Annotated in this window: 30 protein-coding genes; 9 read left to right on the forward strand and 21 right to left on the reverse strand. The window is 62.4% G+C overall.

Going from position 1 to position 26,223, the window contains the following annotated elements:
• Positions 1-420 precede the first annotated feature (420 nt).
• Positions 421-645 carry a hypothetical protein gene (locus V6M87_RS20740; protein ID WP_332878566.1) on the forward strand — a complete coding sequence of 75 codons (225 nt, stop codon included), beginning with the start codon at positions 421-423 and terminating at the stop codon, positions 643-645.
• 15 nt (positions 646-660) lie between these two features.
• Here the strand turns inward: V6M87_RS20740 and V6M87_RS20745 are convergent, their stop codons facing one another.
• Together V6M87_RS20745 and V6M87_RS20750 are read right to left on the reverse strand one after the other, a co-directional pair.
• Positions 661-2,196 carry a glycosyl hydrolase family 28-related protein gene (locus tag V6M87_RS20745; RefSeq protein ID WP_332878567.1) on the reverse strand — a complete coding sequence of 512 codons (1,536 nt, stop codon included), beginning with the start codon at positions 2,194-2,196 and terminating at the stop codon, positions 661-663.
• 236 nt (positions 2,197-2,432) lie between these two features.
• Positions 2,433-2,957: a hypothetical protein gene (locus V6M87_RS20750; RefSeq protein ID WP_332878568.1), complete on the reverse strand. Its 525-nt coding sequence runs from the start codon at positions 2,955-2,957 to the stop codon at positions 2,433-2,435.
• A 115-nt stretch (positions 2,958-3,072) separates the two neighbouring features.
• Between V6M87_RS20750 and V6M87_RS20755 the strand changes: the two genes are divergently transcribed.
• A complete protein-coding gene (locus V6M87_RS20755) occupies positions 3,073-5,829 on the forward strand; it encodes a TonB-dependent receptor (protein ID WP_332878569.1) in 2,757 nt (918 codons plus the stop codon).
• A gap of 12 nt (positions 5,830-5,841) precedes the next feature.
• Here V6M87_RS20755 and V6M87_RS20760 read toward each other — a convergent pair whose 3' ends face one another.
• Positions 5,842-6,858 carry a DNA-binding protein gene (locus tag V6M87_RS20760; RefSeq protein ID WP_332878570.1) on the reverse strand — a complete coding sequence of 339 codons (1,017 nt, stop codon included), beginning with the start codon at positions 6,856-6,858 and terminating at the stop codon, positions 5,842-5,844.
• 180 nt (positions 6,859-7,038) lie between these two features.
• Here V6M87_RS20760 and V6M87_RS20765 point away from each other — a divergent pair, with 180 nt between their 5' ends.
• Positions 7,039-7,974 (forward strand): site-specific integrase, encoded by a 936-nt coding sequence (locus V6M87_RS20765; protein WP_332878571.1) that lies wholly within the window; start codon positions 7,039-7,041, stop codon positions 7,972-7,974.
• 58 nt (positions 7,975-8,032) lie between these two features.
• On the opposite strand, the gene V6M87_RS20770 is transcribed toward V6M87_RS20765, so the two are convergent.
• The 5 genes from V6M87_RS20770 to V6M87_RS20790 form a co-directional block, all read right to left on the reverse strand.
• The gene (locus tag V6M87_RS20770; RefSeq protein WP_332878572.1) at positions 8,033-8,953 is read right to left on the reverse strand and encodes a hypothetical protein; all 921 of its coding nucleotides are present in this window, start codon (positions 8,951-8,953) and stop codon (positions 8,033-8,035) included.
• Between the two features lie 116 nt (positions 8,954-9,069).
• Positions 9,070-9,717, reverse strand: a complete 648-nt coding sequence (locus tag V6M87_RS20775) for a TorF family putative porin (RefSeq protein WP_332878573.1) — start codon at positions 9,715-9,717, stop codon at positions 9,070-9,072.
• An 8-nt stretch (positions 9,718-9,725) separates the two neighbouring features.
• Positions 9,726-11,027: a S8 family peptidase gene (locus tag V6M87_RS20780; RefSeq protein WP_332878574.1), complete on the reverse strand. Its 1,302-nt coding sequence runs from the start codon at positions 11,025-11,027 to the stop codon at positions 9,726-9,728.
• The gene (locus V6M87_RS20785) at positions 11,024-11,686 is read right to left on the reverse strand and encodes a zf-HC2 domain-containing protein (protein WP_332878575.1); all 663 of its coding nucleotides are present in this window, start codon (positions 11,684-11,686) and stop codon (positions 11,024-11,026) included. The genes V6M87_RS20780 and V6M87_RS20785 overlap by 4 nt, the downstream gene beginning before the upstream one ends.
• The gene (locus tag V6M87_RS20790) at positions 11,683-12,270 is read right to left on the reverse strand and encodes an RNA polymerase sigma factor (RefSeq protein WP_332878576.1); all 588 of its coding nucleotides are present in this window, start codon (positions 12,268-12,270) and stop codon (positions 11,683-11,685) included. The genes V6M87_RS20785 and V6M87_RS20790 overlap by 4 nt, the downstream gene beginning before the upstream one ends.
• Positions 12,271-12,420: 150 nt before the next feature.
• On the opposite strand from V6M87_RS20790, the gene V6M87_RS20795 reads away from it, so the two are divergent.
• Positions 12,421-13,299 carry a sulfurtransferase gene (locus V6M87_RS20795; RefSeq protein ID WP_332878577.1) on the forward strand — a complete coding sequence of 293 codons (879 nt, stop codon included), beginning with the start codon at positions 12,421-12,423 and terminating at the stop codon, positions 13,297-13,299.
• Here the strand turns inward: V6M87_RS20795 and lpxO are convergent.
• A complete protein-coding gene (gene lpxO / locus V6M87_RS20800; protein ID WP_332878578.1) occupies positions 13,296-14,195 on the reverse strand; it encodes a lipid A hydroxylase LpxO in 900 nt (299 codons plus the stop codon). The two genes, V6M87_RS20795 and lpxO, sit on opposite strands and share 4 nt — an antisense overlap.
• 234 nt (positions 14,196-14,429) lie before the next feature.
• Between lpxO and V6M87_RS20805 the strand changes: the two genes are divergently transcribed.
• On the forward strand, positions 14,430-15,110 hold the full coding sequence (locus V6M87_RS20805; RefSeq protein WP_332878579.1) for a cupin domain-containing protein: 681 nt from the start codon (positions 14,430-14,432) through the stop codon (positions 15,108-15,110).
• The gene (locus tag V6M87_RS20810; protein WP_332878580.1) at positions 15,107-15,691 is read left to right on the forward strand and encodes a TetR/AcrR family transcriptional regulator; all 585 of its coding nucleotides are present in this window, start codon (positions 15,107-15,109) and stop codon (positions 15,689-15,691) included. Before V6M87_RS20805 ends, V6M87_RS20810 begins: the two co-directional genes overlap by 4 nt.
• Before the next feature lie 448 nt (positions 15,692-16,139).
• Here the strand turns inward: V6M87_RS20810 and V6M87_RS20820 are convergent, their stop codons facing one another.
• From V6M87_RS20820 to mltG, 11 genes are all read right to left on the reverse strand, one after another.
• On the reverse strand, positions 16,140-16,370 hold the full coding sequence (locus tag V6M87_RS20820; RefSeq protein ID WP_332878581.1) for a DUF6139 family protein: 231 nt from the start codon (positions 16,368-16,370) through the stop codon (positions 16,140-16,142).
• A 99-nt stretch (positions 16,371-16,469) separates the two neighbouring features.
• On the reverse strand, positions 16,470-16,670 hold the full coding sequence (locus V6M87_RS20825; RefSeq protein ID WP_332878582.1) for a hypothetical protein: 201 nt from the start codon (positions 16,668-16,670) through the stop codon (positions 16,470-16,472).
• A gap of 124 nt (positions 16,671-16,794) precedes the next feature.
• Positions 16,795-17,040, reverse strand: coding sequence for a hypothetical protein (locus tag V6M87_RS20830; RefSeq protein ID WP_332878583.1), 246 nt, complete (start codon positions 17,038-17,040; stop codon positions 16,795-16,797).
• Between the two features lie 79 nt (positions 17,041-17,119).
• Positions 17,120-18,043 carry a methyltransferase domain-containing protein gene (locus tag V6M87_RS20835; RefSeq protein ID WP_332878584.1) on the reverse strand — a complete coding sequence of 308 codons (924 nt, stop codon included), beginning with the start codon at positions 18,041-18,043 and terminating at the stop codon, positions 17,120-17,122.
• A gap of 145 nt (positions 18,044-18,188) precedes the next feature.
• Positions 18,189-18,872: an ankyrin repeat domain-containing protein gene (locus V6M87_RS20840; RefSeq protein WP_332878585.1), complete on the reverse strand. Its 684-nt coding sequence runs from the start codon at positions 18,870-18,872 to the stop codon at positions 18,189-18,191.
• A 3-nt stretch (positions 18,873-18,875) separates the two neighbouring features.
• Positions 18,876-19,658, reverse strand: coding sequence for a TatD family hydrolase (locus V6M87_RS20845; protein ID WP_332878618.1), 783 nt, complete (start codon positions 19,656-19,658; stop codon positions 18,876-18,878).
• Positions 19,659-19,691: 33 nt separating this feature from the next.
• A complete protein-coding gene (locus tag V6M87_RS20850; protein ID WP_332878586.1) occupies positions 19,692-20,210 on the reverse strand; it encodes a GNAT family N-acetyltransferase in 519 nt (172 codons plus the stop codon).
• A 41-nt stretch (positions 20,211-20,251) separates the two neighbouring features.
• Positions 20,252-20,629 carry a PilZ domain-containing protein gene (locus tag V6M87_RS20855; protein WP_332878587.1) on the reverse strand — a complete coding sequence of 126 codons (378 nt, stop codon included), beginning with the start codon at positions 20,627-20,629 and terminating at the stop codon, positions 20,252-20,254.
• An 18-nt stretch (positions 20,630-20,647) separates the two neighbouring features.
• A complete protein-coding gene (locus V6M87_RS20860) occupies positions 20,648-21,700 on the reverse strand; it encodes a DNA polymerase III subunit delta' (RefSeq protein ID WP_332878588.1) in 1,053 nt (350 codons plus the stop codon).
• On the reverse strand, positions 21,697-22,314 hold the full coding sequence (tmk, locus tag V6M87_RS20865) for a dTMP kinase (protein WP_332878589.1): 618 nt from the start codon (positions 22,312-22,314) through the stop codon (positions 21,697-21,699). Before tmk ends, V6M87_RS20860 begins: the two co-directional genes overlap by 4 nt.
• Positions 22,311-23,327 carry an endolytic transglycosylase MltG gene (gene mltG / locus V6M87_RS20870; RefSeq protein WP_332878590.1) on the reverse strand — a complete coding sequence of 339 codons (1,017 nt, stop codon included), beginning with the start codon at positions 23,325-23,327 and terminating at the stop codon, positions 22,311-22,313. The genes tmk and mltG overlap by 4 nt, the downstream gene beginning before the upstream one ends.
• Before the next feature lie 101 nt (positions 23,328-23,428).
• On the opposite strand from mltG, the gene ygfZ reads away from it, so the two are divergent.
• Genes ygfZ through V6M87_RS20885 form a run of 3 tightly spaced genes read left to right on the forward strand, consistent with a single transcriptional unit; the run spans position 23,429 to position 25,538 of the window.
• Positions 23,429-24,511, forward strand: coding sequence for a CAF17-like 4Fe-4S cluster assembly/insertion protein YgfZ (gene ygfZ, locus V6M87_RS20875; protein WP_442920624.1), 1,083 nt, complete (start codon positions 23,429-23,431; stop codon positions 24,509-24,511).
• A 2-nt stretch (positions 24,512-24,513) separates the two neighbouring features.
• Positions 24,514-24,804, forward strand: a complete 291-nt coding sequence (locus tag V6M87_RS20880) for a DUF4936 family protein (protein WP_332878592.1) — start codon at positions 24,514-24,516, stop codon at positions 24,802-24,804.
• Positions 24,795-25,538, forward strand: coding sequence for an NRDE family protein (locus tag V6M87_RS20885; RefSeq protein WP_332878593.1), 744 nt, complete (start codon positions 24,795-24,797; stop codon positions 25,536-25,538). The genes V6M87_RS20880 and V6M87_RS20885 overlap by 10 nt, the downstream gene beginning before the upstream one ends.
• A gap of 42 nt (positions 25,539-25,580) precedes the next feature.
• Here V6M87_RS20885 and V6M87_RS20890 read toward each other — a convergent pair whose 3' ends face one another.
• A complete protein-coding gene (locus V6M87_RS20890; protein ID WP_332878594.1) occupies positions 25,581-26,204 on the reverse strand; it encodes a TetR/AcrR family transcriptional regulator in 624 nt (207 codons plus the stop codon).
• Positions 26,205-26,223 lie beyond the last annotated feature (19 nt).

Consider the following 26,223-nt stretch of genomic DNA (forward strand, 5'->3'; position numbering starts at 1 on the left):
GGCACAAGCGCGGGTTGAGGAGGCATGGTCTGCGAGGCGCAGCCGCAGTGGGAGCCGCTGGCGGGATCGGACCCGACAGCGGCCGCTTGGTTGTCAGGAGGCAGTCAGACGCATGGCTGACAGGATGCGTTCAGACGCATGGCTGACAGGATGCGTTCAGACGCATGGCTGACAGGATGCATTCAGTCGCATGGCTGGCCGGAGGCAGTCAGGCGCTTGGCCGGGGGAGCAGAACGTGGATGCTGCAGCATCGATGCGCAAGCACGTAAGGGAAGAAGCCTCGTTGAATCCAGGGACATGTAAGAATATCTGATTTAACATAATATAGATTATGCGCATCGGACTGTAATGCCGGCACCTCAAATTTTCCAACCTGCAATGATGTACATTTTCACAAGAGATATGGGATTTGCATGAACCATGAAGCACGACGCGCTTTGGTACGGCTCGGTCGCCGAATTCAAAATGCCTGAAGCGGACAGGTTCAGCATTCGCCGTCTTGCCTTTCTCACGCATGAAGATCGCCATGAGGCAGGCCACGACGCCGATCGCTTGCGCCACACTGCCGCCCGCGTTGACCACTTCTCGGCGCCCTGGCTGTCGAGCAGCACAAGCAGCAACGCCCCGTGGCCGCGCACGCGATGATTGCGCTTCGTATCGTCACAGGATGCGCACCACGCCGTTATAGGTCGTCGCTGCTTTCAACCCCGTTACAGTGAATGTAAAAAAGCCGTTGTTGTTCGATACCGCCACTGTGACGCCGGCCGGTTTTGCCAGTGAGAGTGCTACGCCCCCGCAGTAAATTGCCGCTACCTGCTGCGTTCCGCTTGCCTGTATCGTCAATTGCAGCCCAACAAATGCCGACTCCCGATAATTGATTTTCGTGTTTACTGTCAAGGTCGTAGCGGTCAGTATCGAAGTTGAAAAAGGAATCTGATTGCTGATTACCGCGCCGCTGTCACCGGCGTAGTCAAATGGGATGACGCCGCTACTGACCCGGGCCTTGCTTGCAATCAGCCCAGTTCCACTGTTATAAATCGACTTGACGTAATCGATCGTCATACCATCGCCCAGGTTATACCCGGTCGGAATTGTCGCTATGGCGTTATCTGCTGTCGTGTCTGATGGAATCGCAACTTTCATCCGATTGACGAAATTCCCCGGCAAGTTAATCGCGGCCCCGCTCAATACATTGTTTGCGCCCCATTCCCCACTTATTACATTTCCGCCGGAAATTGCATTCGTGACGCTGTAAAACCATGTCCCATCTACCTTGATATTCTGGTGTTTTCCATCGGCATTGAACGCAAACGCCGTAGTGAGGTCTTCCATGTACCAGCCCAAGAACTGCGCCGCCGCCGTGCTGTCGTGTACGTCAACGCCTACCAGTCCTCGCTCTACTCCGCAGTTTGTCGCAAGAATGTTGTCTTTTACACCGCTAAATCGGAAGCCGGTGTTGTAGGCGACTGAAAATAAAGAATCTATTCTCTGCGCATTTACTTGGTCATCAAAGTGGAATGCCGGGTACTTGCTACCCACGATAGGTGAGCGTGCGTGTAGATCGCTGTATGCGCTATAAAAACTGCGCCGTGCATGCAATACCTGATTGACACCGATGAACCGCAGTTTTCGTAGCGCGGACCCCTCGCCAAAATTGAGCAGGTCGAATGCACGATCAGCGTTTGAGATACTCCCGTTTTCAACGCTTGCAGCCACTACGAATTGCGTATCGACAGGCAGAGCCGTGTTGTCGATCACGATGCCGCCGGACCAATATCCGGTTTTGATAATCGTGTTCGTTCCCGATCCACGCAGCATTGCACCGCGCAGGTCGATTTTTACATACGATGGCAGGTAAATAGTTCCCAAAATAAGGGCCGTTTTCCCAGGTACAAAATCGACTACGCCACCTACCGACGAACCGGAAAAAGCATCGCTTACCCCAAACGAATTGATTGCTTTCTGAACTGCTGCGGTGTCGTCCGTGATGCCGTCGAGCTTTGCGCCAAAGTTTTTGACGTTGACATGATCGCCCAGTGTGTCAGCAAATGTTCTTGCGACAGAGCCGGCGCCTTTTTGGAGAAACAGTTTTTCGACAATGCCAGCGGGCCCCGCCGCATGGGCGCCCGTTGCACAGCCCGCGAAGATGACGACAGACAACAGTGCCGCAGAAATTTTCAGGAGATATTTTTTCATGATTACGTGATCGTTTGCAGGTTGACAGAGGATGATAGTGTAGCTTCGCAGATGCAGTACCAAGCGGCGCCTGGCGCCTCGTTCTCGTTACAGGTTCACCTCAGTCATATTTTTCCTGCAGCTTTTCCACATGCGTCATGCCGCGCGCGCTGGACCGGCGCTGGTATGCCGCCGTGCGGTCGGCATCGTCCTGGCGGCGCCACCCGTCGCCGCCCTGCCCGTCGCCGTACAGTTATTTACACCAGTCCGAGGAGGTCAAAAGCCGCCCCGGCTGACTCCCCGGCCCCGGTGATCGTCCACCGATACCGCACCGATTCGTAGACCTCGTTCGGGAACGCCGTTGCAAAAACGCCGACCGGCTTTTTCACCTCACTGGTCACGTACCGGCCCTTGATCGTCACCGCCTGGCCTTCGATGCGAACGGCCAGGTGCTTGCGCGCCACGGCCGGCCCGCCCTGCGCCGTCAGGTACTTGGCCCAATCGGCCTGTTTTGCTACAGCCGGATCGTCCGACTTGATCGCCTGTACTGCCAGGTGGGCAGCACGGATGCAGTCGGGAGCGTTCGCAACAGCTTCAACGGTTACACGGCGAAGCTCTCGCCACACTCCCACCGGCGCCCCACCGATTTGCTGAAACTGGTGAATACCCCAAACCTGCGCCCAGGAAGTAACGCGCGCGGCGCGACCAGAATGTTGCTTGACCGTCCATGGCGGACCGTGCGCCGGCGTCGCCACGCAAGCGGTTCGTAACGGATCGATCAATCCGATTTCGTACCTATTTCACAACAATTCGGCCAAACAGCAACTGATAGTTCGGTGCATTTGCTTGCCAGGAATTAATATTGAAATTATTTCCGAATCATGACAAGGACACAGAATGATCAACCTCAACCTGACAGCAGGCGCACGCGCCGTACGTAGTGCCATGCTAGCGGGAGCCTGGATGGCAAGCAGCCTGATGGGTGCCAATGCACTGGCGCAGGTCGTGCTGCCGGGCGCCGTGGAGACGCTGCCGGAGAACCTGCCGCGCGTCGAAATCACCGGCTCTGCCATCCGCCGCGTCCAGTCCGAAACTGCTTTGCCGGTGCAGATCATCACGCGCGCCGAGATCGAGAAAGCCGGCGTGACCACCGCCTCCGAACTGATGGCGCGGGTGTCGTCCAACGTGAACGGCCTGACCGATGGCGCCAGTATCAATGTCGGCGGCGACCAGCGCGGCTTCAACAGCGCCAACCTGCGCGGCATCGGCACCTCGTCCACCCTGGTCCTCCTCAACGGCCGGCGCATGGCCAATTTCGCCTCGCCCGGCGACGACAGCGGCGTCGACCTGAACAATATTCCAGCGGCGGCACTCGAGCGTGTCGAAGTGCTGCTTGACGGCGCCTCGGCACTGTACGGCACCGATGCTATCGGCGGCGTTATCAATTTTATTACCCGCAAGGATTTTCAGGGACTCGAGTTGAACGTCTACGGCGGCAAGACCGATGAAGGCGGCGCCGGCAAGCGCACCGCCAGCATCGCCGCCGGCACCGGCGACCTGGAACGCGACGGCTTCAATATTTTCGCCGTTGCCGACTACCAGCGCACCGGCGCGCTGAGCACAGCGCAGCGCAGTTTCATTCCGAGCCTGCAGGTCGAGCAGCGCCTTGGGCATTTGCTGTCGGGTTATACCAGTCCGGGCAATATCCGCCTCACCTCGGCCCAGCGCGACCACCTGCAGGAGATCGGCTTCACCATCAACGGCAAGCCGATCACGAATCGTCTGATCAATTTATCGGTGCCGGGCTGTTCCGCGCCGGCCAACGTCTACCTGCCGGCGGGCACCGGTGGCGTCGACGGCTGCACCTATAACTATATGGGCGACACCGAGCTGTATCCGAAATCGGAAAAAGCCAGCGTGCTCAGTCGCGCGGTACTGAAACTGGGCGGCGACCACCAGGCCTATGCGGAACTCGCGCTCAGCCGCGCCAAGACGAATTACACCGGCTCCTCGGCGCGCGTGGCCGGTTACCTCGATTACAGCCTGGTGCCGCAGTTGGCGAATACCGGCCTCGACCAGCTCGACGACGATATCCCCGGCGAGCTCGAAGTGCGCATGCGCCTGAACGAAGCCGGGCGCCGCACCAGCACACTGACCAGCGACGCCGTGCGCGTGGTGGTCGGCATGAGCGGCACACTGGGTGGCTGGGATTACGACACCGCGTTTAATCACAGCGTGAACACCGTCAAGGACCGCGACACCCACGGCTACGTGCTGTACAACGAGCTGCTCGAAGGCATTGCCGACGGCCGCATCAATCCATTTGGCCCGTCCAGCGCGGCCGGCAAAGCGCTCATCGACAGCATCCAGGTCGACGACGAGGTACGCCACGCGCGTGGCACCCTCGATGCCTTCGACTTCAAATTCTCGCGCGCCCTGACCAAGATCGCCGGCGGCGACCTGGCGCTGGCCGTGGGTGGCGAAGCACGGCGCGAACGCAATCAGTTCACGCCATCTGCCCTGCTCCTGTCCGACAACATCAACAACGATGCCGCACCGGAAGGCGGCCAGGCAACCTCCGACAGCCGCAAGGTGTACGCCCTGTACAGCGAAGTGCTGGTGCCGTTTGCCAAACAATGGGAAGCGCAAGTCTCGGCCCGCTACGACCATTACCAGGAAGTCGGCGGCGCGGCCAGCCCGAAGATTGGTCTGAGTTACCGGCCGACCGACGGGATCCTGCTGCGCGCTTCGGCCGGACGCGGGTTCCGCGCCCCGTCCCTGAACGAACTGCACCGTCCGACTGTGTACAGCAGCACCGCCACCCTGCCCGACCCGGTCTATTGCGCCACCGTCGAGAACAATTATTCGGACTGCGCCGACAACTGGGACACCCGCCGCTACAGCAACGCCAAGCTGAAACCCGAGCGCAGCCGCCAGTTTTCGCTCGGCGCCGTGCTCGCCGCAGGTCGCCATGTCAGCGCCTCGCTGGATTACTGGAATATCAAACGCACTGACCTGATCAGCGAAATCGGCGACGACATCATCCTCGGCAACCTGGCCAAGTATGGCGATCTGGTGCACCGCGACGAAGACGGCTTGATCGATTACATCGAACTGCGCAAGGAAAACCGCGGCGCCCAGCTGGCCAAGGGGCTGGACCTGGCGGTCACGGTGCGCGGCATCGATACGCCTCTGGGCCGGTTTGGCGGCCGCCTGAACGGCACCTATGTGCTGGCGTCGCGCATCCAGAACGCGCCGGGCGACGACTTCGTCAGCAACCTGAACCGCTTTGTGACCGACGGCGTGGTCCAGCGCTGGCGCCACACCATCAGCGTCGACTGGGATCATGGTCCGCTGTCGGCCAGTTTGCAAAATACCTGGTCGAGCGGCTATGAGGACCAGAACACGGCGATCAACATCGATGACGGCAGCGTGGTGGCCGCCAACAAGGTCAAGTCGTATTCACTCTGGGATCTGTCGGGCGCGTATGCCGTGAATCCAAAACTGAAGCTGCGCGTCGGGATGCAGAACCTGTTCAATCAGGCCCCGCCGTATTCGAACCAGGCATACTTTTTCCTGTCCGGCTACGACCCGAGCTACACCGATCCGCGCGGCCGGCGTTTTTATGCCAGCGCGAACTACGCCTTCCGTTAAAGCCTGAAGCCGTCAGGTGTCCGGCGCGTCGTTTGCGCCGAACACCGCCCTGTCCAGCTTTGCCAGCCTTGCCTCCAGCTCGCTGGTATCCCTGGCTGCGCCAAGCGCCGTCTCCAGTGCCGCCTTGTCCTCGCGCAGCGCGTGACATAGCGCGTCGCCCTCTGCCGCAGCCTGCTCGGCCCGGGCGACGCGCAAGCGGGTGTCATTCAGTTGCGCCTCCAGCACCGCCGCGCGCGCCTCAAAGGCTTGCAGGTAGTCGACCTTGCGCGCCAGCTTGCGCCCGCTTTCCTTCTCCAGGTACAGCACCTGCTTGTTGGCGCCCAGTTCATTGGCCAGCGCGGCCGCTTCCCGGTTCACCCGCGTCAACTCCTCCTGCCTGACTGCCAGCGTCATTTGGACCTGGCGCAACTCGGCCTGCACGCCCTGCACTTGCTGCTCGTGGCGCCGGGTTTCCTGTTCACGCTGTTCCTTCGTCGCGCTGCGGTAATGCTCCAGTGCGTCGCGCGCATGGCGGTGCTTTTCTTCCAGTGAGGCCTGGTGCCGTTCGGCGTCGGCCAGGCGGACGTCGACGTCACGCGCGTGCTGCTCGGCCGTGTGGCGCGCGATTTCCTCGGCGTGCAAGCGCGCCGTCAGCGTGGCAATCTCGTCCTGTGCTGCCAAAAATTGCACGGCCACGTCGTCGAACGCCACGCCGGCCTCGGCCAGCCGGTGTTCGAACGCAGCCGTTTGCGCCGCCTGCGCCAGGCGCAACGCCGCCATCTCTGCCGTGATCGCGGCGACGGCGCCGTTTGCTTCCAGTTTCAACTGGTCCGCCAGCTGTCCGGCCAGCGCCAGGATGGCCTCGCTGGCCGACTGGGACTGGGCGCCCTCCTCCGCATCGATTTCGCGCAGGTATTTGTGGATGGTCGTTTTCGATCCGGTGTCGCCCAGCGCGGCACGCACCGCATCGATGGATGGATGCCGTCCCTGCTCCACCAGCTGGTCGCGGGCTTTCTTGACATCGGAAAAATACACACCTGTGCGGGCCATTTGCGCCACTCCTGTAAATAACGTACCAGATTACATACTACCGTATTACGTACTACGTAGGCTCTAATTATCGTTCAAATAATCGTTTTTATAGCCTTTGATAATATGAAATTATCCCGTGTGAGCTGCCCGCTTGCCTTAAAATGGCTGCTTGCCTGGCTATTTTGCGTATTCCGCCCCATGAATTCAGTCGATACTTACCTGCGTGCCGCCGCGCGTGAAAATACCGAGCGCAGTTACCGGTCGGCGCTGCAGCATTTCGAGTCCGAGTGGGGTGGCTTGCTGCCCGCCAGTACCGACGCCGTCGCCCGCTATCTTGCCGAACACGCCGGCACGATGGCCGTCAGCACGCTCCAGCAACGCCTGGCCGCGCTGGCGCACTGGCACAAGGAGCACGGTTTTCCTGATCCCACCAAGGCGCAGATGGTGCGCAAGGTCCTGAAAGGCATCCGCGCGCTGCACCCGGCGCGCCAAAAACAGGCCCGTCCGATCCAGCTGGAACAGTTGACGCAGATTGATGCGTGGCTGGTCAACGCCGCCGCGCTGGCGGCCCAGGGCGGGCGCCGCGCGGACCAGCTGCGCCACCTGCGCGACCGCGCCCTGCTGCTGCTGGGCTTTTGGCGCGGGTTTCGGGGCGACGAGATCACGCGCCTGCGCATCGAACATGTGGACGCGGTGCGCGGCGCCGGCATGACGTGCTTCCTGGCGCAGTCGAAAGGCGACCGCGAGGCGCGTGGCAGGACCTTCCGGGCGCCGGCGCTGCGCACACTGTGCCCGGTCGAGGCCTACCTTGCCTGGATCGAGGTGTCGGGATTAGCGGATGGGCCGGTGTTCCGGTCAGTCGACCGGTGGGGCAATCTGGGCAGAGAGGGATTGCACATCAACAGTTATGTGCCTTTGCTGCGCGCGCTGTTCCACGCGGCCGGGATTGCGCTGGCCGGTGAGTACAGCGGCCACTCCTTGCGGCGCGGGTTTGCGACATGGGCCACGGCGCGCGGCTGGGACCTGAAAACCCTGATGGATTACGTCGGCTGGCGCGACGTGGATTCGGCCATGCGCTACATGGATGCGGCCGATCCCTTCGATGGCTTGCGGCCGGACGCGGCAGCGGCATAAAAAAAGCGAGAGCGCACCTCGAAAGTGATGCGGTCTCGCTATGGCCCTGCTGGCAGACTTACTGCGGCAGGCGCGCCTTGAGGCGGTCAGCCTCGGCGACCGGGAACGGGAAGCCGAGTACCGTCGACTGCCCTTTTACCTGGTTCTGCGCCTGGCATTTATGGGTGCACTGGGTCGGCGGTGGCGCCACTTCCGTGCTGTCTTCGCCCATCACCTGGCCCAGACGGCCGCCACTCGACACCGACCATTGCGATACCGCGCCGCAATGGAGCACCTTGCTGATCGTGCCGGTGCGGGTGACGATGTTGTTGGTGCAGGTCGGGGACGTGATCCGGTCGGCGAACTGGGCGCTGTCGCGGCCGACGAATTTGCGCGAATAGTCATTGCCGAAATTGACGCGCGACGACACCACCAGGGTGGTGTCCTTGAAGGCGACGGTATCGCCTTCGCGGTTGCGGAAATTGCGGTTATCGAAATAGAAGGCGCTCTCGGCCAGCTTGTGCGTGAAGACGGTTTTCGTTTCGTCGGAGCGCGCCACTTCCATCTGGAAAATGCCGCCGCTGGCGCAATCTTTCGAGGTGACCTTCATCGATACACCGGGGCCGGAGCGGCTGACGGTGATGCCGGCGTCGCCCAGCTCCAGGGTCACGGCGCTGTTGAGCACGAGGCCGCGATGGTCCGGGGTTTTGCTCTCGAAAACCGGGGTGGCGCGTCCGCCGGTCAGGTCGTTCGCATTGGCCGCGCCAGTCATCGTGAAGTTCAGTACGGCAAACGAGGTGGCGTCGACGTCGAACTGCACATACTTGCCCTGCACGTGGAACAACGAGCCAACGCTGCCCGGCGCGACGGAGGTCGTGACAGTGCCGCTTTTACCAAGGGCCGTGAAGCCGCCTTTTTCACAGCCGGCGGAATCTGCCGCAAACGCGTGCTGGGCCGAAAAAAGCATACCGATGCTGCACGCTACCATCCATTTTTTCATGTTTCTCTCCGATTGGGAAAATGCGCCGATGGTCGAGATGACCAGGGACACTTGAACCGTTAATGCCCGCAACATTGCAGAAGGTTCATTACTCAGAGAAAAATATTTTCGCGGCTTTAAAAGCGCAGGCTGGCGCTCGCGCTCAAGGCTGGCGCCGGCTTGCCGCCTTCCATATAGGCATGCGCTTTCACCTGCCATCCGGCCTCCAGGCTGACGTCGCCCACCTGGGTACCCAGCGCAATGCGCAAGTCGCTGCCAGCGGCTGCGCCGGGGTAGTCGCCGAAGGGATGCAGCAGGCCGGCGTGCGCCGTCACATGCAGGTTCTCGCCCAGGGGCCAGGCGCCATTCAGGTCGAGGTAGGCGTTGCGGCCTTCGCCATAATAGGCCGGCGAATAGAACACGCGCACGCTGCCGCGTCGCATGGCCAGGCCAGCATAGAACTCGTGGTAATTCGCGCCGCCGTCGCGCAGGAAGGTGGTGCGGCTGGCGCCGACATCCCATGACAGCGTCGACGAAATCCGCTGCGCCCGGCCAGCATAGGCGACCAGTTCGCCCTGGGTACGGCCTTCGACCAGGATCGGCGAGCCAAAAGCGCCGGCATACCAACCCGCGTAGCGTTCGCTCTGGGCGTCGTGCTCGGCGCGCAATTGCAGGACGGGCGCCGTGCTCAGCGCGGCGCCGCGGGCGGCGTATTGCGATGCGAGGGTCAGGTCAAAGCTGGTCTGGCTGTGCGCGCTTCCTGAAACGGCAAACCACAGCAGCAAGGAGGAGACTAGCGAAAGAGCGGCGCAGGGTAGTTGGCGGTGGAGGTAATCGGGGAACATAGGCAAACGCAGGAATCGGCCGCCCGTGCTAAAGCGGCGCATGCGTCTATCGTACCAGTTAATGGCCACGTTCCAGGAACAGTCGGCGGCTTGACGGCACTGGCCTCGAGTGCGCGCCGCAGCGCCGCGCCGTTGGCGCGCGGCTGCAGTTCGGCCAGCAGCGCCGCCAGGCCGGCGACATGCGCCGCCGCGTACGACGACCCGGACACCATCCCCCAGCGCGCGCCGGGTACGCAGGTGGGCACGTCGGTGCCGGGTGCGTACAAGATGCCGGCCGATACGGGATGGTGGTCGCCGCTGCGCGCCACCCCGATCACGCCCGGATACGAGGCGGGAAAGCCGCCGTCCGGGCGCGCCGGATCGGCCGCGCCAATGACGGTGATGCCGCGCGCCAGCGCCGCATCGAGCAGCGCTTGCAGCAGGCGGTCGGGCGGTCCGGCCAGGCTCAGGTTGATGATGCGGGCACTGTTTTCCAGTGCGTAGTTCAGGGCCTTGCCGAGCGTGATGCTGTTGCAGCGCGCCGCCTGGCCGCCGCTTTCCCAGCAGGCGCGCAGGGCCATGATGTTGGCGCCAGGCGCGATGCCGGCCATCCCGATGCCATTCCCGCTGCGGGCGCCGATGATGCCGGCAACGGCGGTACCGTGCTTTTCCAGCGCATCGGGCACGTCCTCGACGAAGTTGCGGCGCATGCCCGGCTGGCCGGCCAGATCCGGGTGGCCGGTGTCGACGCCGCTGTCGATGACGGCGATGGTGACGTTGCGTCCCAGACTGACGCGGTGCAGCGCGGCCAGATGCCAATCCTGGGCGGCCGGCTGGACCGGGTACAGGGGGTCGTTGCTGGCCAGGCCGTGATAGTCGGCCAGCGCTTGCGCCCAGACCACGCGGGTATCTTTCGCCAGCGCTACCAGCACGTCGGCTATCGGTGCGCTGCCCGGCTCCTCCATCAGGAAACAATCGACGCCGATGGCAGGCATCGGCCAGCTCTCGCGCAGGCGCAGGCCGTGGTCGGCGGCGATGGCGGCCGCCACCCGGCGCCGCGCGGCCTGGCCGCCGTCATTCATGTAATTGCCGCCGTACGAGCCATCCGGACGGAAGTGGCGCGCCGGCAGGCGCAGCATGACCAGCACCTGTCGCGCCGATGCATCCGGGACGAGATTCGCCTGGGCCAGCGGCGCCTCGCGCGCGAACGCGCACCCGGGCGTGGTCAGTGCGAACGCCAGGGCTGCCAGCAGGGCAAACAGACGCTTCAAGGCTGGCCTTCGGTGCCGAGCGGCTCGGCCAGCGTGACCGCAGCTTCGGCGCGCAGGCGGGTGGCGGTTGCAGCCGGCGCTTCGGCGGTAGCCAGCAACCAGGCGCCCGTGGCCGTGGGGCCGCCGCTGATGTGGGCCCCGCTGGCGCGCACGATGCGGCGCAATTCGCGCTCCGGCGTGTCCGGCTTGAAGGTGACGATCAGGCTGCCCTGCACGCCCGGGCTGGCGCCCAGCACGCGGTAATCGGCGTCGGGCGCGGCGGCCGGGCGCCACAGCAGCACTGCCAATACCACGATGGCGCCGCATTGCAAGGCGACCGCTGCACGCAGCCAGCTGCGGTCATTCGCGGCCAGCCAGCCACGCTGCACCGGCAAGTCTGCGCCCTGGCGCGGCGGCGCATCGGCTTGATCGAGTTGCGGCAGCAGGCGCGCCAGCGCAGCATCGACGTCCAGCCCGGGCAGCAGCGCCGGCTCGGCCGCGCGCAGCGTGTGCAGCTGGGCCAGATCGGTCCGGCAGGCGGCGCAGCCATGCAGGTGCGCCTGCACCCGTTCCAGTTCGGCGCCGCCCAGGCTGCCATTGGCCAGCCACGGCAAGACGCTCTGCGCCTCGTGGTGGGCGGCATGGGTAAGGCCTGCGGCGTCGGAGTCGTGCGGTTTCATGGTCTTCCTTCCAGCTGGTCTTCGAGCAGCAAAGCGAGGCGTTTGCGCGCATGGAACAGGCGCGTCTTGGTGGTATTCACGGGGCTTGCCATGATCTCGGCAATGTCGATGTAGGACATGTCGTGATAAAAAGCCAGCTGGAACGCGGTGCGCTGCGCCAGCGGCAGTGCGGCCAGCGCGCCGTCGACCGCCTGGGCCAGCCGCAGCTGTTCGAACTGCCACTCGGGCCGGTCGCTGGCCAGGCCTTCGCGCTCGTCGATGCTGGCCTCGACCGGCTCGTCGAAGGCCTGTAAAGCCTTGCAGGCGCGCCGGTAAGCGATGGCGAACACCCAGGTCGACACCTTGCTGGTGCCGTTGAACGTGTCGGCCTTGCGCCAGACCACGAGCAAGGTATCGTTGACGATTTCCTCGATCAGCGTGGTATTCCGGGTCATGCGTTGCAAAAAGCGCCCCAGGCGCGGGAAATACGCGCGGTACAAGGCCTCGAAGGCCAGCCGATCGCCGCCCGCAATGCGGCCGATCAGGCAGGCTTCGCCCTCGGGCGTGCGCGCCAGCAGGGCGGCGTCGTCAACTCGTCTCTCCACGTCCATCTTCTCCATTGTTCCCGGTAGATACCCGGCCAGCGCCAAAAGGTTCAATGCGCCGGCGCGAATTGTCGCATGCGCACTGGCAATCTCGCGCAAGCAGGCCCGCCCCCCTATAATTGCTGGCTTTGGTGCGTCGTTGGAGAAAAGGTGTCGAACACAGGTAGATCACGCTGGCGGCACCTGGTCGCGCCCGCCGACCTGGCGGCGCTGGCCGCAGGCGATGTGCGCCTGTTCGAGGTCGGCTTCGGCGCCCTGCCCGCTTTTTTGGCCGGCCACATTCCTGGCGCCGCCTACCTCGACACCGCGCAACTGGAAAGCGCGCCACTGTGGAACAAGGTCGACGATAGCGTGCTGCTCGCCCTGTTGCTGCGTTGCGGGGTGTGCCACGATAGCATCGTCATCCTTTACGGCCGCAACAACCTGGCGGCGGCCCGCGCCGCCCACCTGATGCTGTATGCGGGGGTGGCGGACGTGCGCCTGCTCGACGGCGGTTTCCATGGCTGGGTGGCATTGGGTTTGCCGGGTGAAGCCGGCCCGGGCGCCAGCTACCCACCTGCCGCGACCTTCGGGACCGCCGTTCCCGCCCATCCCGGCTATCTGCTCGACATGGCCGCGGTGCGCCGGCTCCGGCGCGACGATCCGGGCGTACTGGTCAGTGTGCGTACGTGGCCGGAATACCAGGGTCACACCTCGGGCTACCCGTACATCGCCGCGCGCGGCGACATTCCCGGTGCACGCTGGGGCCGCATCCTGAACGATGACGATATCAATGGCATGAGCGAGTTTCACCGGGGCGACGGCCGCATGGCGCACCAGGACGCTATCCGGCGTATCTGGATGGACGCCGGCATCCATCCCGGACGGCGCGCAGTGTTTTATTGCGGCACCGGCTGGCGCGCATCGCTGGCGTTCTTCTATGCCTGGCTGATGGGGTGGGAGGAGATTGGCGTGTACGACGGCGGCTGGTGCGAATGGAGCCGCGATCCGGCCAACCCGGTGGTGTGCCGGGCCGGTGTTGCGGATTAAAGCCAGTAAATGAGGGCGGCGACGCCGACGATCAGGCCGATCTTGGTGGCCTTGTAGGCGTTGCGGTTCCACGCCTTGTAACGGCGGCGGTAGCCGCCCAGCACGAAGGAAATACGGAACAGCTTGCTGACCAGACCGGTCTGGTCGCCCGTCTCATTCGGCGATGCCGCGGCGGTCATCATGGTGCGGCCCAGCCAGCGGTTGATGGCCGCCATCCAGCCGAAGCGCATCGGGCGTTCGACGTCGCAGAACAGGATCAGGCGGTCGCTGTCGCTGCCGTTGATGGCCCAGTGAATATAGGTTTCGTCGAAGATGACGCCTTCGCCATCGCGCCAACTGTGGCGCACGCCATCGACATCGATGAAGCAGCGGTCGTCGTTCGGCGTGGTCAAGCCCAGGTGGAAGCGCATCGAGCCGGCAAACGGATCGCGGTGCGGATTGAGTTTGGCGCCGGGCGGCAATTCGGCGAACATCGCCGCTTTTACCGATGGAATGGCTTTGAGCAGCGCATAGGTTTGCGGGCAAAACTTTTCGGCCGAGGGATGGCTGGCGTCATACCACTTCAGATAAAAACGTTTCCAGCCGGTTTTGAAGAAGGAATTGAAACCCGCGTCGTTATTCTGCTCGGACGCCTTGATCTTTTTCAGCGCGAGCAAATTCTCGCCTTCGGCGCGGATCACTTGCCAGTTCAGCAGCAGCGGTTGCAAATCGGGGAAATCGGCAACAGGCAGATACGGGGTGCTGGGAACGCGCGAAAACATGTGCATGAACACATTAATCGGGGCCATGAAGGAAGAGTGGTCGAACAACTGGCGCCCGAAAGGCAGCCGCACTTTGCCACGGAAGTGGATGTGCAAGATCGACAAAAAATAAAACCCGATGACAGCCCATTTCATTCGCATCCCCTTGATAAGCCATCGTTCTGGGCGAAGCGCATGACCGGTTAACTGGACGCGCAAGCATAGCATACCGGGCCAGCGTGCGCGGAGGCGGCAATGCCGGAGAAGCAGTGTCAGGACAAGCACCCGGTGCACTGTTTCAGTGTGTGGAAGAATATGGCGAAAGCTGCTTGACAAACGAACCGGGAAATTGCATTCTACCTACCAATTAGTCGGTATATTAAGAGAGCTATGAAACTTCATTCAGATCTTTTGCAGCGTGTTGTCGTCGAGTCTGCAAGCTTACAGTGGGTCGGTTCGCCAGCGACCGGGATTGAACGCCAGTTACTGGAGCGTGATGGCGACGAAGTGGCGCGGGCCACCTCGATCGTTCGCTATGCACCAGGATCGCGGTTCGAGCGCCATGTTCATCACCTGGGGGAAGAAATCCTTGTTCTTGATGGGGTTTTCACCGACGAGTCCGGGACCTTCGGGCCTGGGACTTACATCAAGAATCCACCAGGTTCTTCGCATGCACCTGGTTCCGCGACGGGTTGCACGTTGTTTGTCAAGCTGCGCCATCTTGATCTTTCCGACAGCCAACGCACGGTGGTCGACACCTGTAACGGAGAATGGTTTCAAGGCCTCGTGCCGGGTCTGTCAGTGATGCCACTTTCTGCGTTCGGCACCCAGCACACGGCGTTGGTGCGCTGGGCGCCGGGGACACGATTCAATTCGCATCGTCACTACGGCGGTGAAGAAATCTATGTCGTGGAAGGTGTCTTTGAGGATGAGTTTGGAAGCTACCCTGCCGGCACATGGCTGCGCAATCCGCATTTGAGTGCTCACCGTCCCTTCAGCAATGAAGGCTGCACCATCCTGGTCAAGACAGGCCACCTGCCAGTCGCCACATCAAATGAGGCGCTTGCATGAGGCATTTCTCGGAAATCTCGCCGACCGCCGAGCGCGTGGTTGATGCCGCTGAAGGCTTGATACAGCGGCATGGTTACAACGGTTTTTCGTACGACGATGTGGCCCAACTGGTCGGCATCAAAAAGCCGAGTATCCACCACCACTTTCCCAAGAAAGGGGAGCTCGTGGCCGTGGTCGCGCAGCGCTACACGCATCGGTTTCGTCAAGAGTTGCTGAGCATCGACGGGCAGCATGCGAAAGCGCCTGACAGGCTAACTGCGTATGCGGCACTTTTCGAACGCACCTTCGCCAGCGACCGGCGCCTTTGTGTCTGCGCCATGCTGGCTGCCGAGTCGGACTCGCTGCCCGACGCTGTTACGAGCGAGGTTGACCGATTCTTTAAAGTCAATCTCGACTGGTTGACGCTTGTCATTGCCGACGGTCAGCGTGCCGCGCTGATCACCTCAAATTGCGCCGCAGAGTCTCTCGCAGAGGCGTTCTTGTGCGCGTTGGAAGGCTCAATGGTGGTGGGCCGTGGTATTCGATCGGCACGCGGACCGGCCGATGTTGGAAACACGTTTCTTTCTACCGTGTTGACCTGAGGTCAGCACTTTTTTTCTGCAACATCAGCCTACCATTTAGTTGGTAGTTTGAGGGATTGCTATGAGCGAAGCATTTACCGGCGAGAAGCTGTTGGTTATCGACGGCACGAGCGGGATGCGACTGCAAACAACCCGCATCGTTCTCGGGCAAGGAGGACGCGTCGTCGTCGTCGGCCAGCGCGCGTCCCGGCGCTATCGTGAACATCGGTTCGATGCGTTGCAAACAGGCCATCGCGGCGATTCCGTCATCCGCGCATTCGATGGCAAAAGCAGGTTAGCATGCGCTGACCCAGAACCTTGCAATGGCGCTGGCATCCGAGCAGTTCAGGGTCCATGTCACAAGCGATGACCGCTGGCGCAGTAACAAGGTCGGCGCGGGCTGGTTCAGGCGGTTGAGACCGCAACCACCCGCTGCAACTGTGTTGTTTTCCGCTTTCTGAGCCGCCCCTTACTGGGCTGCCAATGCGGTGACCGCGTAGCCTTTTTCTGCAATCTGCTCGCTCAGGTGTTCGATCGAGAAGTCGGCCAGGTGATTGGCGCCGTCCTCCACTTCGAATGCGCGCTTTTCTACTTCCCAATCCGTATTCGTCGCTTCTTCCGGAATGGCTTTGCTTTCCGGAACAGCCAGGTAAGAGAATTTGCCGTCGTGTTCGGCCCGGCGATAGATGTCAATGCGCATAATGTTGTTTCCTATGGTGTCGAAAAGGCATGCTTCAGAGTGAAGCAGTCAAGACCAGCATAAGCGCAAACGGAGCTGCCGTCTGTTAATCAACCAACACTATCGACGCGGGGGCCCGCCCAGGATGCGGGCCGGGAGCATGACGATGGCGCGCAGCAGTTCAAAGACCGCCTCGACGCCGATGCCGAGCAAGCGAAATGGCAACAGGAGCAGCCAGGCCACAGGGTAAAGCAGCAGGGCCAGCAGCGCGAGCGGCCAGCACAGGAACAGCACCACCAGCCAGATCAGGAAACTCAGCATGCTCGACTCCGCGGACAAAAGAAAGAAGACTGGAGCTTACTGGCGGTGATGGGTGCGGGCCAGCGCCGTGCGACAGGCCGCGCGATGCTGCGACAGAGGGCCTGACGCGCCGATGAATGGTAATTTACTGGCCGACGCAGATGATCTTGGTCTGGTATTCGGCAGCGGCGGCTTTCTTGCTGCCGGCCCAGTCAATCACCTGCTGGGCTTCGGCGACCGTCATGACGGTCGCCTTGTCCTTGTTTTTAATGAAGGAGACCCCTTCGAAGGCGCCGTCCTTGCTGCGCATGACACGCGCGAACACGGGCGGCTTGGCCGCATCGCTGAGTTTGTTTTGCTGAACGAGGTAACGCAGGTCGAGGTTTTCCATGGTGCTGGCAATCAAATGAAATCAAAGCGCCATTGTAAACGCTCGGCCGCAACCGGCAACTGCTTGCCGGCCCTGCCCTTCATGCCATGGCCGCTACCGTCCCCGCAAACGCCATGACCGGCATTGCAACCCGCTCGGTAACGATCGACGCCTGCAGCGATGGAATCGAGCCGCCGGCGCGGTAGGCAAAGCTGACGTCGATGATGTCGCCCTTCACCACGTCGAGCGGCTTGGACAAGGGCAGCGTCATGTAGTGGTTCAGCCAGTCGATGGTGTTCGATCGTTCCGGCACCACGGCCAGAATGTTCTTGGTGATGAAGCGCATGGCATTGAGCTTGCCACTGTTTTCGATGACGAACTGGCCTTGCCAGGCAATCGCGGTGTCGGTCGGCTGGCTGAAGTCGAGCAGGCTGTAGACCGCAGGCGCAGCCAGTTCGACGGTGCCAGGGTAAATTACTGTGGTTTCCTGGAACTGCACGATGGGCGCATAAAACCCTTCGAAATCGTATTCGTGTTCGAGCGGCTGGGCCGCCATCAGCACGGCTTCCGGCAAGAAACGCGGCAACGGGCCGCCGAAGCGCGCCAGGTAGCGGCGCTTGAACGATTCCATCACTTCCACCTGTTTTTCACGCAGCATGGCAACGTGAATCATTTCGCAGATGACGACATCGACCGGTTCCGGCGGCAGGTAGTCGAACGCATCAGCGTGGATAACTTCGACCTTGTGGCCATTCTTGTTCAGGGCGAGAAAGCGGCGCGCTTCCTGGACCATGTCCGGGTTGAATTCAACGCAGTAAACTTTATCGGCCTTGTCGGCCGCGAAGAAGGACAACACGCCGGTGCCGCCGCCCAGTTCCAGCACCTTGGCGCCGGGCTGGACCGCGTAATGGATCGCGGACTTGAAACTGTGCATCCGGTTCTGGTCCATCAGCATATTGTGATGGTAATGGACTGGGATAAACTGCCCCAGATAGCAGCTTTCAATTTCGCGTTCGTTCAGCATGGTTTCCCTTTTGGATTCGTCGGCACGGTCCGCCTGGCATTGCTGCAAGCTATCACCGCGACACCATTATCGAATGCTTCATTGTGCCAGCATCGGCCAAGCTCACGTGGATTTACGTGTCAGTTCGACGCTTGCCTTTCAGAAATTATCCACCGCTGGCCGCAAGGTTGGCGCGGATCGTTGCCGCAATGTCCGGCTTGTCGGCGCGCTCGGCAATCTGCGCCGCATCGAGGCCTTCGGCATTGCGCAGCGACGCTTGTGCACCGGCCTTGAGCAGCAGTTGCACGGTGCGGTCGTGGCCTTCGCGCGCCGCCATCATCAGCGGCGTGAACGCGCCGCTGGCGCGGGGCGAAGTGGCGTCGACGGGCGCGCCACGCTGCAGCAGTTTCGCGACGATGGCGTCGTCGCCGGCGGCAGCAGCGTAATGCAGCGCTGTCCAGCCGGTTTGCGCGATGGCTGCGCCGCGCGCCAGCAGCGTATCGATCGCGCGGGCGTTGTGCTGGTACGCCGCCATCATCAGCGCCGTGTTGCCGTTCAGGGCAGGCGCTTCCAGTTTCAGGCCCGGCTGGGCCAGTAACACATCGAACACCTTCATCGACCCCTCGCGCAAGGCCATCACCAGCCCCGGCTCGCCGCCGACCGGATTGACCTGGTTCGGGTTGACCGTTGCCACCAGCAGCTTGCGCACGGTCGCTGCATCGTCGAGTTGCACCGCCTGAAAGAAGCGGGCGACTTCGGCACTGGTGGGCGCCACGCCTTGTGCGAACGCGCTGGCGGCGCAGGCGCCCACAACTGCGGCCAGCAAGCGCGCTGAAAGGGTGCGGGTCATGCCTTATTGCCGGGCAAATTGAAACAGCTCGAAGAAATTGGCGCTGGTCTGGCGCGCCACCTCGGCCAGTGGCACATCCTTGAGCGTGGCGATGTACTCGGCCACGTGCATGACGTAGCCCGGCTCGTTGGTGCGGCCGCGAAACGGCACCGGCGCCAGATACGGCGAATCGGTTTCGATCAGCATCCGTTCGAGCGGCACCACGCGCGCCACGGCCTGCAAATCCCTGGCGCTCTTGAAGGTGACGATGCCGGAGAAGGAAATATAGAAACCCATGGCGATGGCGGCTTGCGCCACTTCCAGTGACTCGGTAAAGCAATGCATGACGCCGGCCACGCCGCCCTGGTCGGTTCCCGCGCCCTCTTCCTGCAGGATGCGGATGGTGTCGGCACTGGCGGCGCGGGTATGGATGATCAGTGGCTTCTTCGTGATACGCGAAGCACGGATATGGTTGCGGAAACGCGCGCGTTGCCATTCGAGGTCGCCCTCCAGTCGATAGTAGTCGAGCCCGGTTTCGCCGATGGCGACGATTTTCGGGTGGTTCGACAGTTCGACCAGTTGCTCGACGGTTGGTTCCGGCGTGTCTTCATAATCGGGATGGACGCCAACCGATGCGAAGATATGCGGATACTGCTCGGCCAGGGCCAGCACTTGCGGGAAGTCGGGCAGGTCGACCGACACGCACAGTGCATGGGTAACCTTGTTCTCGGCCATCTTGGCCAGGATCTCGGGCATGCGGACGGCCAGGTCCGGGAAATTGATGTGGCAATGGGAGTCGATATACATGACGCCATTGTAAGGCGTCATGTTAAAAACTGCCTAAGCGACCCGTTTGCCGAGAATGATCAGGTCGCGCTCGACGCCGTCCAGGGTGGCCACGCGCGGGAAATTGGCCCAGGTCTCGAAACCGTATTTGCGGAACAACGCGAGGCTGGGCGCGTTGTGGCCAAAGATGAAACCAAGCAGCGTGTGCACGGCGATTTGCGGCGCAAACGCGATGGCCTGCTCCAGGCAGTAGCGGCCCAGGCCCTTGCCGCGCCAGGCTTCGGCGAGATAAATCGACAGTTCCGCCGTGCCCGAATAGGCCGGGCGGCCGTAAAAATTCGAGTACGACATCCAGCCGATGACTGCCGGCTCGGCCGACTGGTCGGCGGCGTCATGGAGCACCCACAGCGGGCGCCGTTCGGGGTTGTGCTCGGCATACCAGGCTTCGCGCGAGGCGACGCTGACGGGCTCCGTGTCGGCGGTCACTTCACGCGACGCGATGGTGGTGTTGTAGATGGCGACGATGGTGGGCAGGTCGTCGTGGCGGGCGATGCGGTGTACGAAAGACGGCATAGATCGGAAGTTGAAGGTGAACGTGGGCTTTACAGCGTGCTTTATAGCGTATGCGTGGCGCGCGCCGAACGCAGCGCCGCGCCGAGAATTTCCTCGATGCGCAAGCGGGCGCGCTGGCCCGTTTCGTCGGCCGGGAAATGCACGCCGATGCCCTGCGCCTTGTTGTTATTCGCGCCGGCGGGCGTGATCCAGGCGACCTTGCCGGCGATCGGGTATTTGTTCGGGTCATCCATCAGCGACAAGATCAAATAAATTTCGTCGCCAATCTTGTACGGCTTGACCGTTGGCACAAAGATACCGCCATTTTTCAGGAACGGCATGTAGGCGGCATACAGCGCAGCCTTTTCCTTTATGGCCAACGACAATACCGACGGTCGCGGCGCTTGCGCTGCCAGTTGCTCGGTCGCTGTGTTTGTCATCTCGTTCCTTTATTTGGTTCAGCCGCGGCGGCCAGCTTGCGGCGCGCCACAACAATCTGTGTAGTCGAGCAGCATATCTTCTACAAACAGTTTTGGCGACAGCGGATGCTCGGCCACCGCGCGCCGCTCATTCGCATGCTTGATCGCGCGCAGCAGGTTTGCCGTGGGCACCTTGCCTGCCAGCGCCGTCAATTCGCCATGGTAGCGCGGATAGTAACGGATGTTGCCTGAAAGTTTCAATGCGAATAAATCGTAGAGCCAGCGTTGTTGCCACGCCACGAGTGCCGCTAGCGGGCTCTTGCTGAGCTTGTCTGCGGTTCGCAGCGCATTCTCGACGTTCGGGTGCGCCAGCATCTGCAGCAAGGTATCGAGTTCCTCGCGGTTGCCGGTCTGGGAACTGGCCAGCGCAGCCAGTGGCGCACCGCCCTGCTCGCGCAGCCAGCCATCGGCATCGGGCACACTTTGCGCCTGCAGCCAGGCCAGCGCCTCGGCATGGGGCGGCAAGGGCAAGGCGAATTTGCGGCAGCGCGACAGGATGGTCGGCAGCAAGCGCTCGAGGCTGTTCGAGGCAAGCAGGAACACGGTGCCCGGCGGCGGCTCTTCCAGCGTTTTCAGGAGCGCATTCGAGGCTGGCGTGTTGAGTGCTTCGGCCGGGTACAGCACCACCACCCGCACCCCGCGCCGGTGGGTGGAAATATTCATGAAGTCGGCCAGCGCGCGGATCTGTTCGATCTTGATGTCTTTTGACGGCGTTTTGGTCTTGGCGGCGGACTTCTTGTCGCCCTCGCCCTCGTCGCCATCCGCGCCCATTTCATCTTCGAGCGCCTCGGGGCGCACGCGTCGGTAGTCGGGGTGGTTGTGCTGGGCAAACCAGCCGCACGAGGCGCAGGTGCCGCAGGCGTGGCCATCGGCCTGCACGTTTTCACACAATAAGGACTGGGCGAAAGCTTCCAGAAAATCGGCCTTGCCGATGCCGCCGGCGCCATGGAACAGGATCGCATGCGGCAGGCGCGCGCGCATCAATTGCAGCTGGCGCCAGGCCTCTTGCTGCCAAGGGTAAATCGCACTCATGCGGCCGACAGCAGGCGTTCCAGCGTGCTGGCAATCTGATCGCGCGTGGCAGCGATCGACTGGGTCGAGTCGATCACGGCGATGCGTTGCGGGAATTGGCGCGCACGGCGCAGGTATTCATTGCGGCAGGCGTTGAAAAAATCGGCGTGTTCGCGTTCGAACTTGTCCAGCGTGCGGGTGGCGTCGAGGCGCAGGCGCGCTACTTCCAGGGGCACATCGAACAGCAAGGTCAGGTCGGGCTGCAGCTGGGGATGGACCCAGGTTTCGAGCACATCCATCTTGGCCAGGTCAAGCCCGCGCCCGCCACCCTGGTAGGCAAAACTGGCGTCCGTGAAACGGTCGGACAAGACCCAGTCGCCGCGCGCCAGGGCCGGCTCGATCACCTGCGCGATGTGTTCGCGGCGGCTGGCGAACATCAGCAGCGCTTCGGTTTCCAGGTGCATTTTTTCGTGCAACAGCAGCGCGCGCAGCTTTTCGCCCAGCGGCGTGCCGCCCGGTTCGCGCGTGGCGGTGACCCGCTTTCCCTGCGCCGCCAGGTAATCGGCGACAAAGCCGATGTGGGTCGACTTGCCTGCGCCGTCGATACCTTCAAAACTGATGAACTTGCCCGTCATGGAACTGCAATGCCTCGCTGATATTGATTAACTGCTTTGTTATGGTCGCCCAGGTTGTCCGAGAACTTGCTGGTGCCGTCGTTGCGCGACACGAAATACAGGGCGTCGGTTTTGGCCGGCCCCAGCGCGGCCGCCAGCGATGCCACGCCCGGCAGGGCAATCGGCGTCGGCGGCAAGCCGGTCCGCGTATAGGTATTGTACGGGGTGTCGGTTTCCAGGTCTTTCTTACGGATTTTGCCGGCATATTTGTCGCCCATGCCGTAGATGACGGTGGGGTCGGTCTGCAGCAGCATGCCGGTGCGCAGGCGGTTGACGAACACGCCGGCGATCATCGCGCGTTCGCTTTTCTGGCCGGTTTCTTTTTCGACGATCGAGGCCATCACCAGCGCCTGGTAAGGTGTCTTGTACGGCAAGTCGGGTTCGCGCGCATCCCAGGCAGCCTTCAGTTTGCTTAATAACTGCACATGGGCCTGGCGCAGGATCTGCATGTCGCTGGCGCCCTTGGCAAACAGATAGGTGTCCGGAAAGAATAGTCCTTCCGGCGCTTTGCCCTTGTACTCGGAGCTGTCGGAGACGATCCGCGCCATCAACTCGCTGTCGGACAATTGCGCGCTGTCGTGTTTCAGGTCGGGACTGGCGGCCAGGGCCTGGCGCATCTGGCGGAAGGTCCAGCCTTCGATGATGGTGACCGCTTCCTGGGCGAACTCGCCGCGCACCAGCTGGTCGAGCAGGCGCCGCGGCGAGGTGTTCGGTTTCAGCTCATACGAGCCGGCCTTGATGCGTCCGGCCTTTTGCGTGAGGCGCGCCAGCAGGCCGAACAGGATGGGATTGACCGGCACGCCTGCCGCAACGATTTGCTGTGTTACGGCGCCGACGCCGCTGCCCGGCGTGACGGTGAAGGCGATCGGCGCGCCACCGCTGGTGACCGGCTGCTTGGACCACCACGAAAAGCCGCCGGTCACCGCGACCACGCTCACCACGCTTGCAAGAATCAGTTGTTTTATGAATGCCATGCTTCGAAGGGGTTTTGGGCGGTCGCCGGCGCGATTGCCGCGACAACTCTATAATGAGCCCGTAATGATAATGCCTAACTGGGAAACATTTCGTACTTATGATGAATAATTGGAACGAATATCTTGCATCGCTGTCAGCACCGGCCGCAGCACCGGCCGATGACGCGGTCGGTGCTGCGCATGCCCACTTCGGCAATGTCTTGACGGCTGCCCAGTTGGCTGACGGTTTCGTCGCGCCAGTCGGCAATCTGGGCCTGATCGCCGCGCAGGGCCTGGACGCCGCCACCTTCCTGCACGGGCAGCTGACCAATGATGTGGCCAATTTGCCACCCGGTGAAGTGCGGCTGGCAGGTTATTGCACCCCGAAAGGCCGCTTGCAGGCCACCATGCTGATGTGGCGCGCGGATGCGGACGCGGTGCCGACGATTTATCTGCAATTGCCGCTGGCTGTGCAGCCGGGCTTCCAGAAGCGCCTGTCGATGTTCGTCATGCGCGCCAAGGCCAAACTGCTTGATGTCACGGGTGAACCCCGGCACGCTGTCGTGCTCGGCCTGGGCGGCGCGCGCGCCGAAGCCGCGCTGCGGGAACAGGTCGCCACCCTGCCCGCGACACCGAATACGGCGACTGAGGGGGCAGCCGGCACGGTCCTGCGCCTGGCCGATGCGTTCAACGCGCCACGCTATTTGTGGCTGACCTCGGAAGCAACCGCGCTGTCCGCCCTGCCCGCTTTGCAGAAAACACTGGCGCTGGGCGGCACGGACGCATGGGAACTGTCCGGCATCCACGCCGGCATCGCCCAGGTCACCGGCGCGACGTTCGAACAATTTGTACCGCAAATGGTTAATTTGGAGCTGGTCGGTGGTGTCAACTTTAAAAAAGGTTGTTATCCCGGTCAGGAAATCGTCGCTCGCAGCCAGTATCTGGGCAAGCTCAAGCGTCGAACCACGCTGGCGACCATTGCCGACCCGCTGGCCGCGGCGGGCGCGGAAGTGTTTTCCCTCGACGACCCGCTGCAACCGTGCGGCATGATCGTCAATGCCGCACCGAATGGCGCCGGCGGTGTCGACGCGCTGGTGGAAGTGAAGCTGGCGGCGCTGGAACAGGAAGTACGCCTCGGTTCGACCACCGGTGCGCGCGTCGCGTTCCTGCCGATGCCGTACGTTCTTGATGCGCTCGACCTTTGACCATGTTCGAGCTGTATATCTATTACCAGGTCGCGGACGTGCACGCAGCTGAACTATTGCCGCTGGTGCGCAGCATGCAGGCGGCCCTGGCGCGCCACGAAGATGTCGGCACCGGGCTCAAGCGCCGCCCCGAATCGGAACACGGGCTGCAGACCTGGATGGAAATCTACACTGGCACGGCGCCCGATTTTGCCGACAGGCTGGCGCTGGCCGTTGGCGCCGCCGGTATCGCGCACCTGATCGACGGGCGCCGCCATACCGAAGTGTTTACGGAGTTGCCGCCATGTGCCTGATCGTTTTTGCCTGGCAGGTCGTTCCCGGGGTGCCCGTGATTGCGTGCGCCAATCGCGACGAGTATTACGATCGTCCGGCCATGGCGGCGGCGCCGTGGCCCGGCAATCCTGACATGATCGCCGGGCGCGACCTGCACGGCGGTGGCAGCTGGATGGGCGTCACGAAAAGCGGCCCGCATGGTCCCCGTTTCGCGGCGCTGACGAATATCCGCTGTCCGCAGGACACGCGCACCGATGCGCCAACGCGCGGCGCGCTGGTGGCCGACTTCCTCAACAGCGAACTGTCGGCGGTCGACTACCTCGCCCAGGTTGCGGCCAGCGGCGCTGCCTACAACGGCTACAACCTGATCCTGGGCGACCGCGATGCGCTGTACTGGTATTCGAACCGGGCCGGTGACGATCCACGTAATGGCCAACCCCTTGCGGCCGGCATCTACGGTATGTCGAACGGTTTATTGGACGACCCGTGGCCAAAAGTGCTGCGCACCAAGGCGCAGTTTGCCAGCCTGCTGTGCCTGGGGGCGCCGGAAGAAGCGTACTTCGAGATGCTGGCCGACACCACGCGCGCGCCCGACCAGCGCTTGCCCTCGACCGGCGTCACGCTGGACATGGAACGCGTGCTGTCGGCGGTGTGCATCGAGACGGAAAATTACGGCACCCGCACGTCGACTGTGGTGAAATTGTTCCAGGACAGCGAACCGCAGCTGGTGGAGCGGGTGGTACAGCCGGCTTGATCGCATCACATTGCCGTTGGCGGGCACTGGCTGCGCAGGGGCCTAGCCAGCTGCTTTCTTCTGCACAAGGGGCAGGAACACCTGGTCGAGAATGTCGGCGATCGTTTCATCCGACAGCTTGTTCATCGTCAGGAAAATTTCATTGCGCGCAAGGTCGATCGGAACAGCGATCACGCGCGGCAATAATTTGGCGGCATCGAGCTCCCCCCGCGCCACGCCGCGCTGCAATATTTCTGCCATCACATCCCTTTCTCCGACCTGTGCCGCAAGGTCCCGTCGCACGCCATGCAAGCCGCCGTGCGCGGGTGGCAGATCGTTGCGCAGGTCCAGCATGAATCTGACCGGTGCGGGTGTCGCCCGTTCCGACCACATCTGCAACAGCAGCGCCAGTTCATCGCGCACATTCCCCAGATCCGGCACGGCAATCGGGTTGCGGCCAAGGTAGTAACCAATCGCGGCGACGGCCATCTCGGCGCGCCCGGCCCATCGCCTTGACAGCACGGGCCTGCTGGTACCGGCACGCCGTGCCACGCCCTCCATCGTGAAATCGGCATAGCCATGCTCATGGAGTTCGTCCCACGCAGCTGCCAATAAGGCCTCGCCAAGTGCAGGCCCGCGCCGGCGCTGTGGCCTGGAAACACCGGGCTTGTCAAAAAGATCGCTCATGCAGTCACTTTAACATGGC

Source organism: Massilia sp. S19_KUP03_FR1, from assembly GCF_036688685.1.
GTDB lineage: Bacteria > Pseudomonadota > Gammaproteobacteria > Burkholderiales > Burkholderiaceae_D > JALYUM01.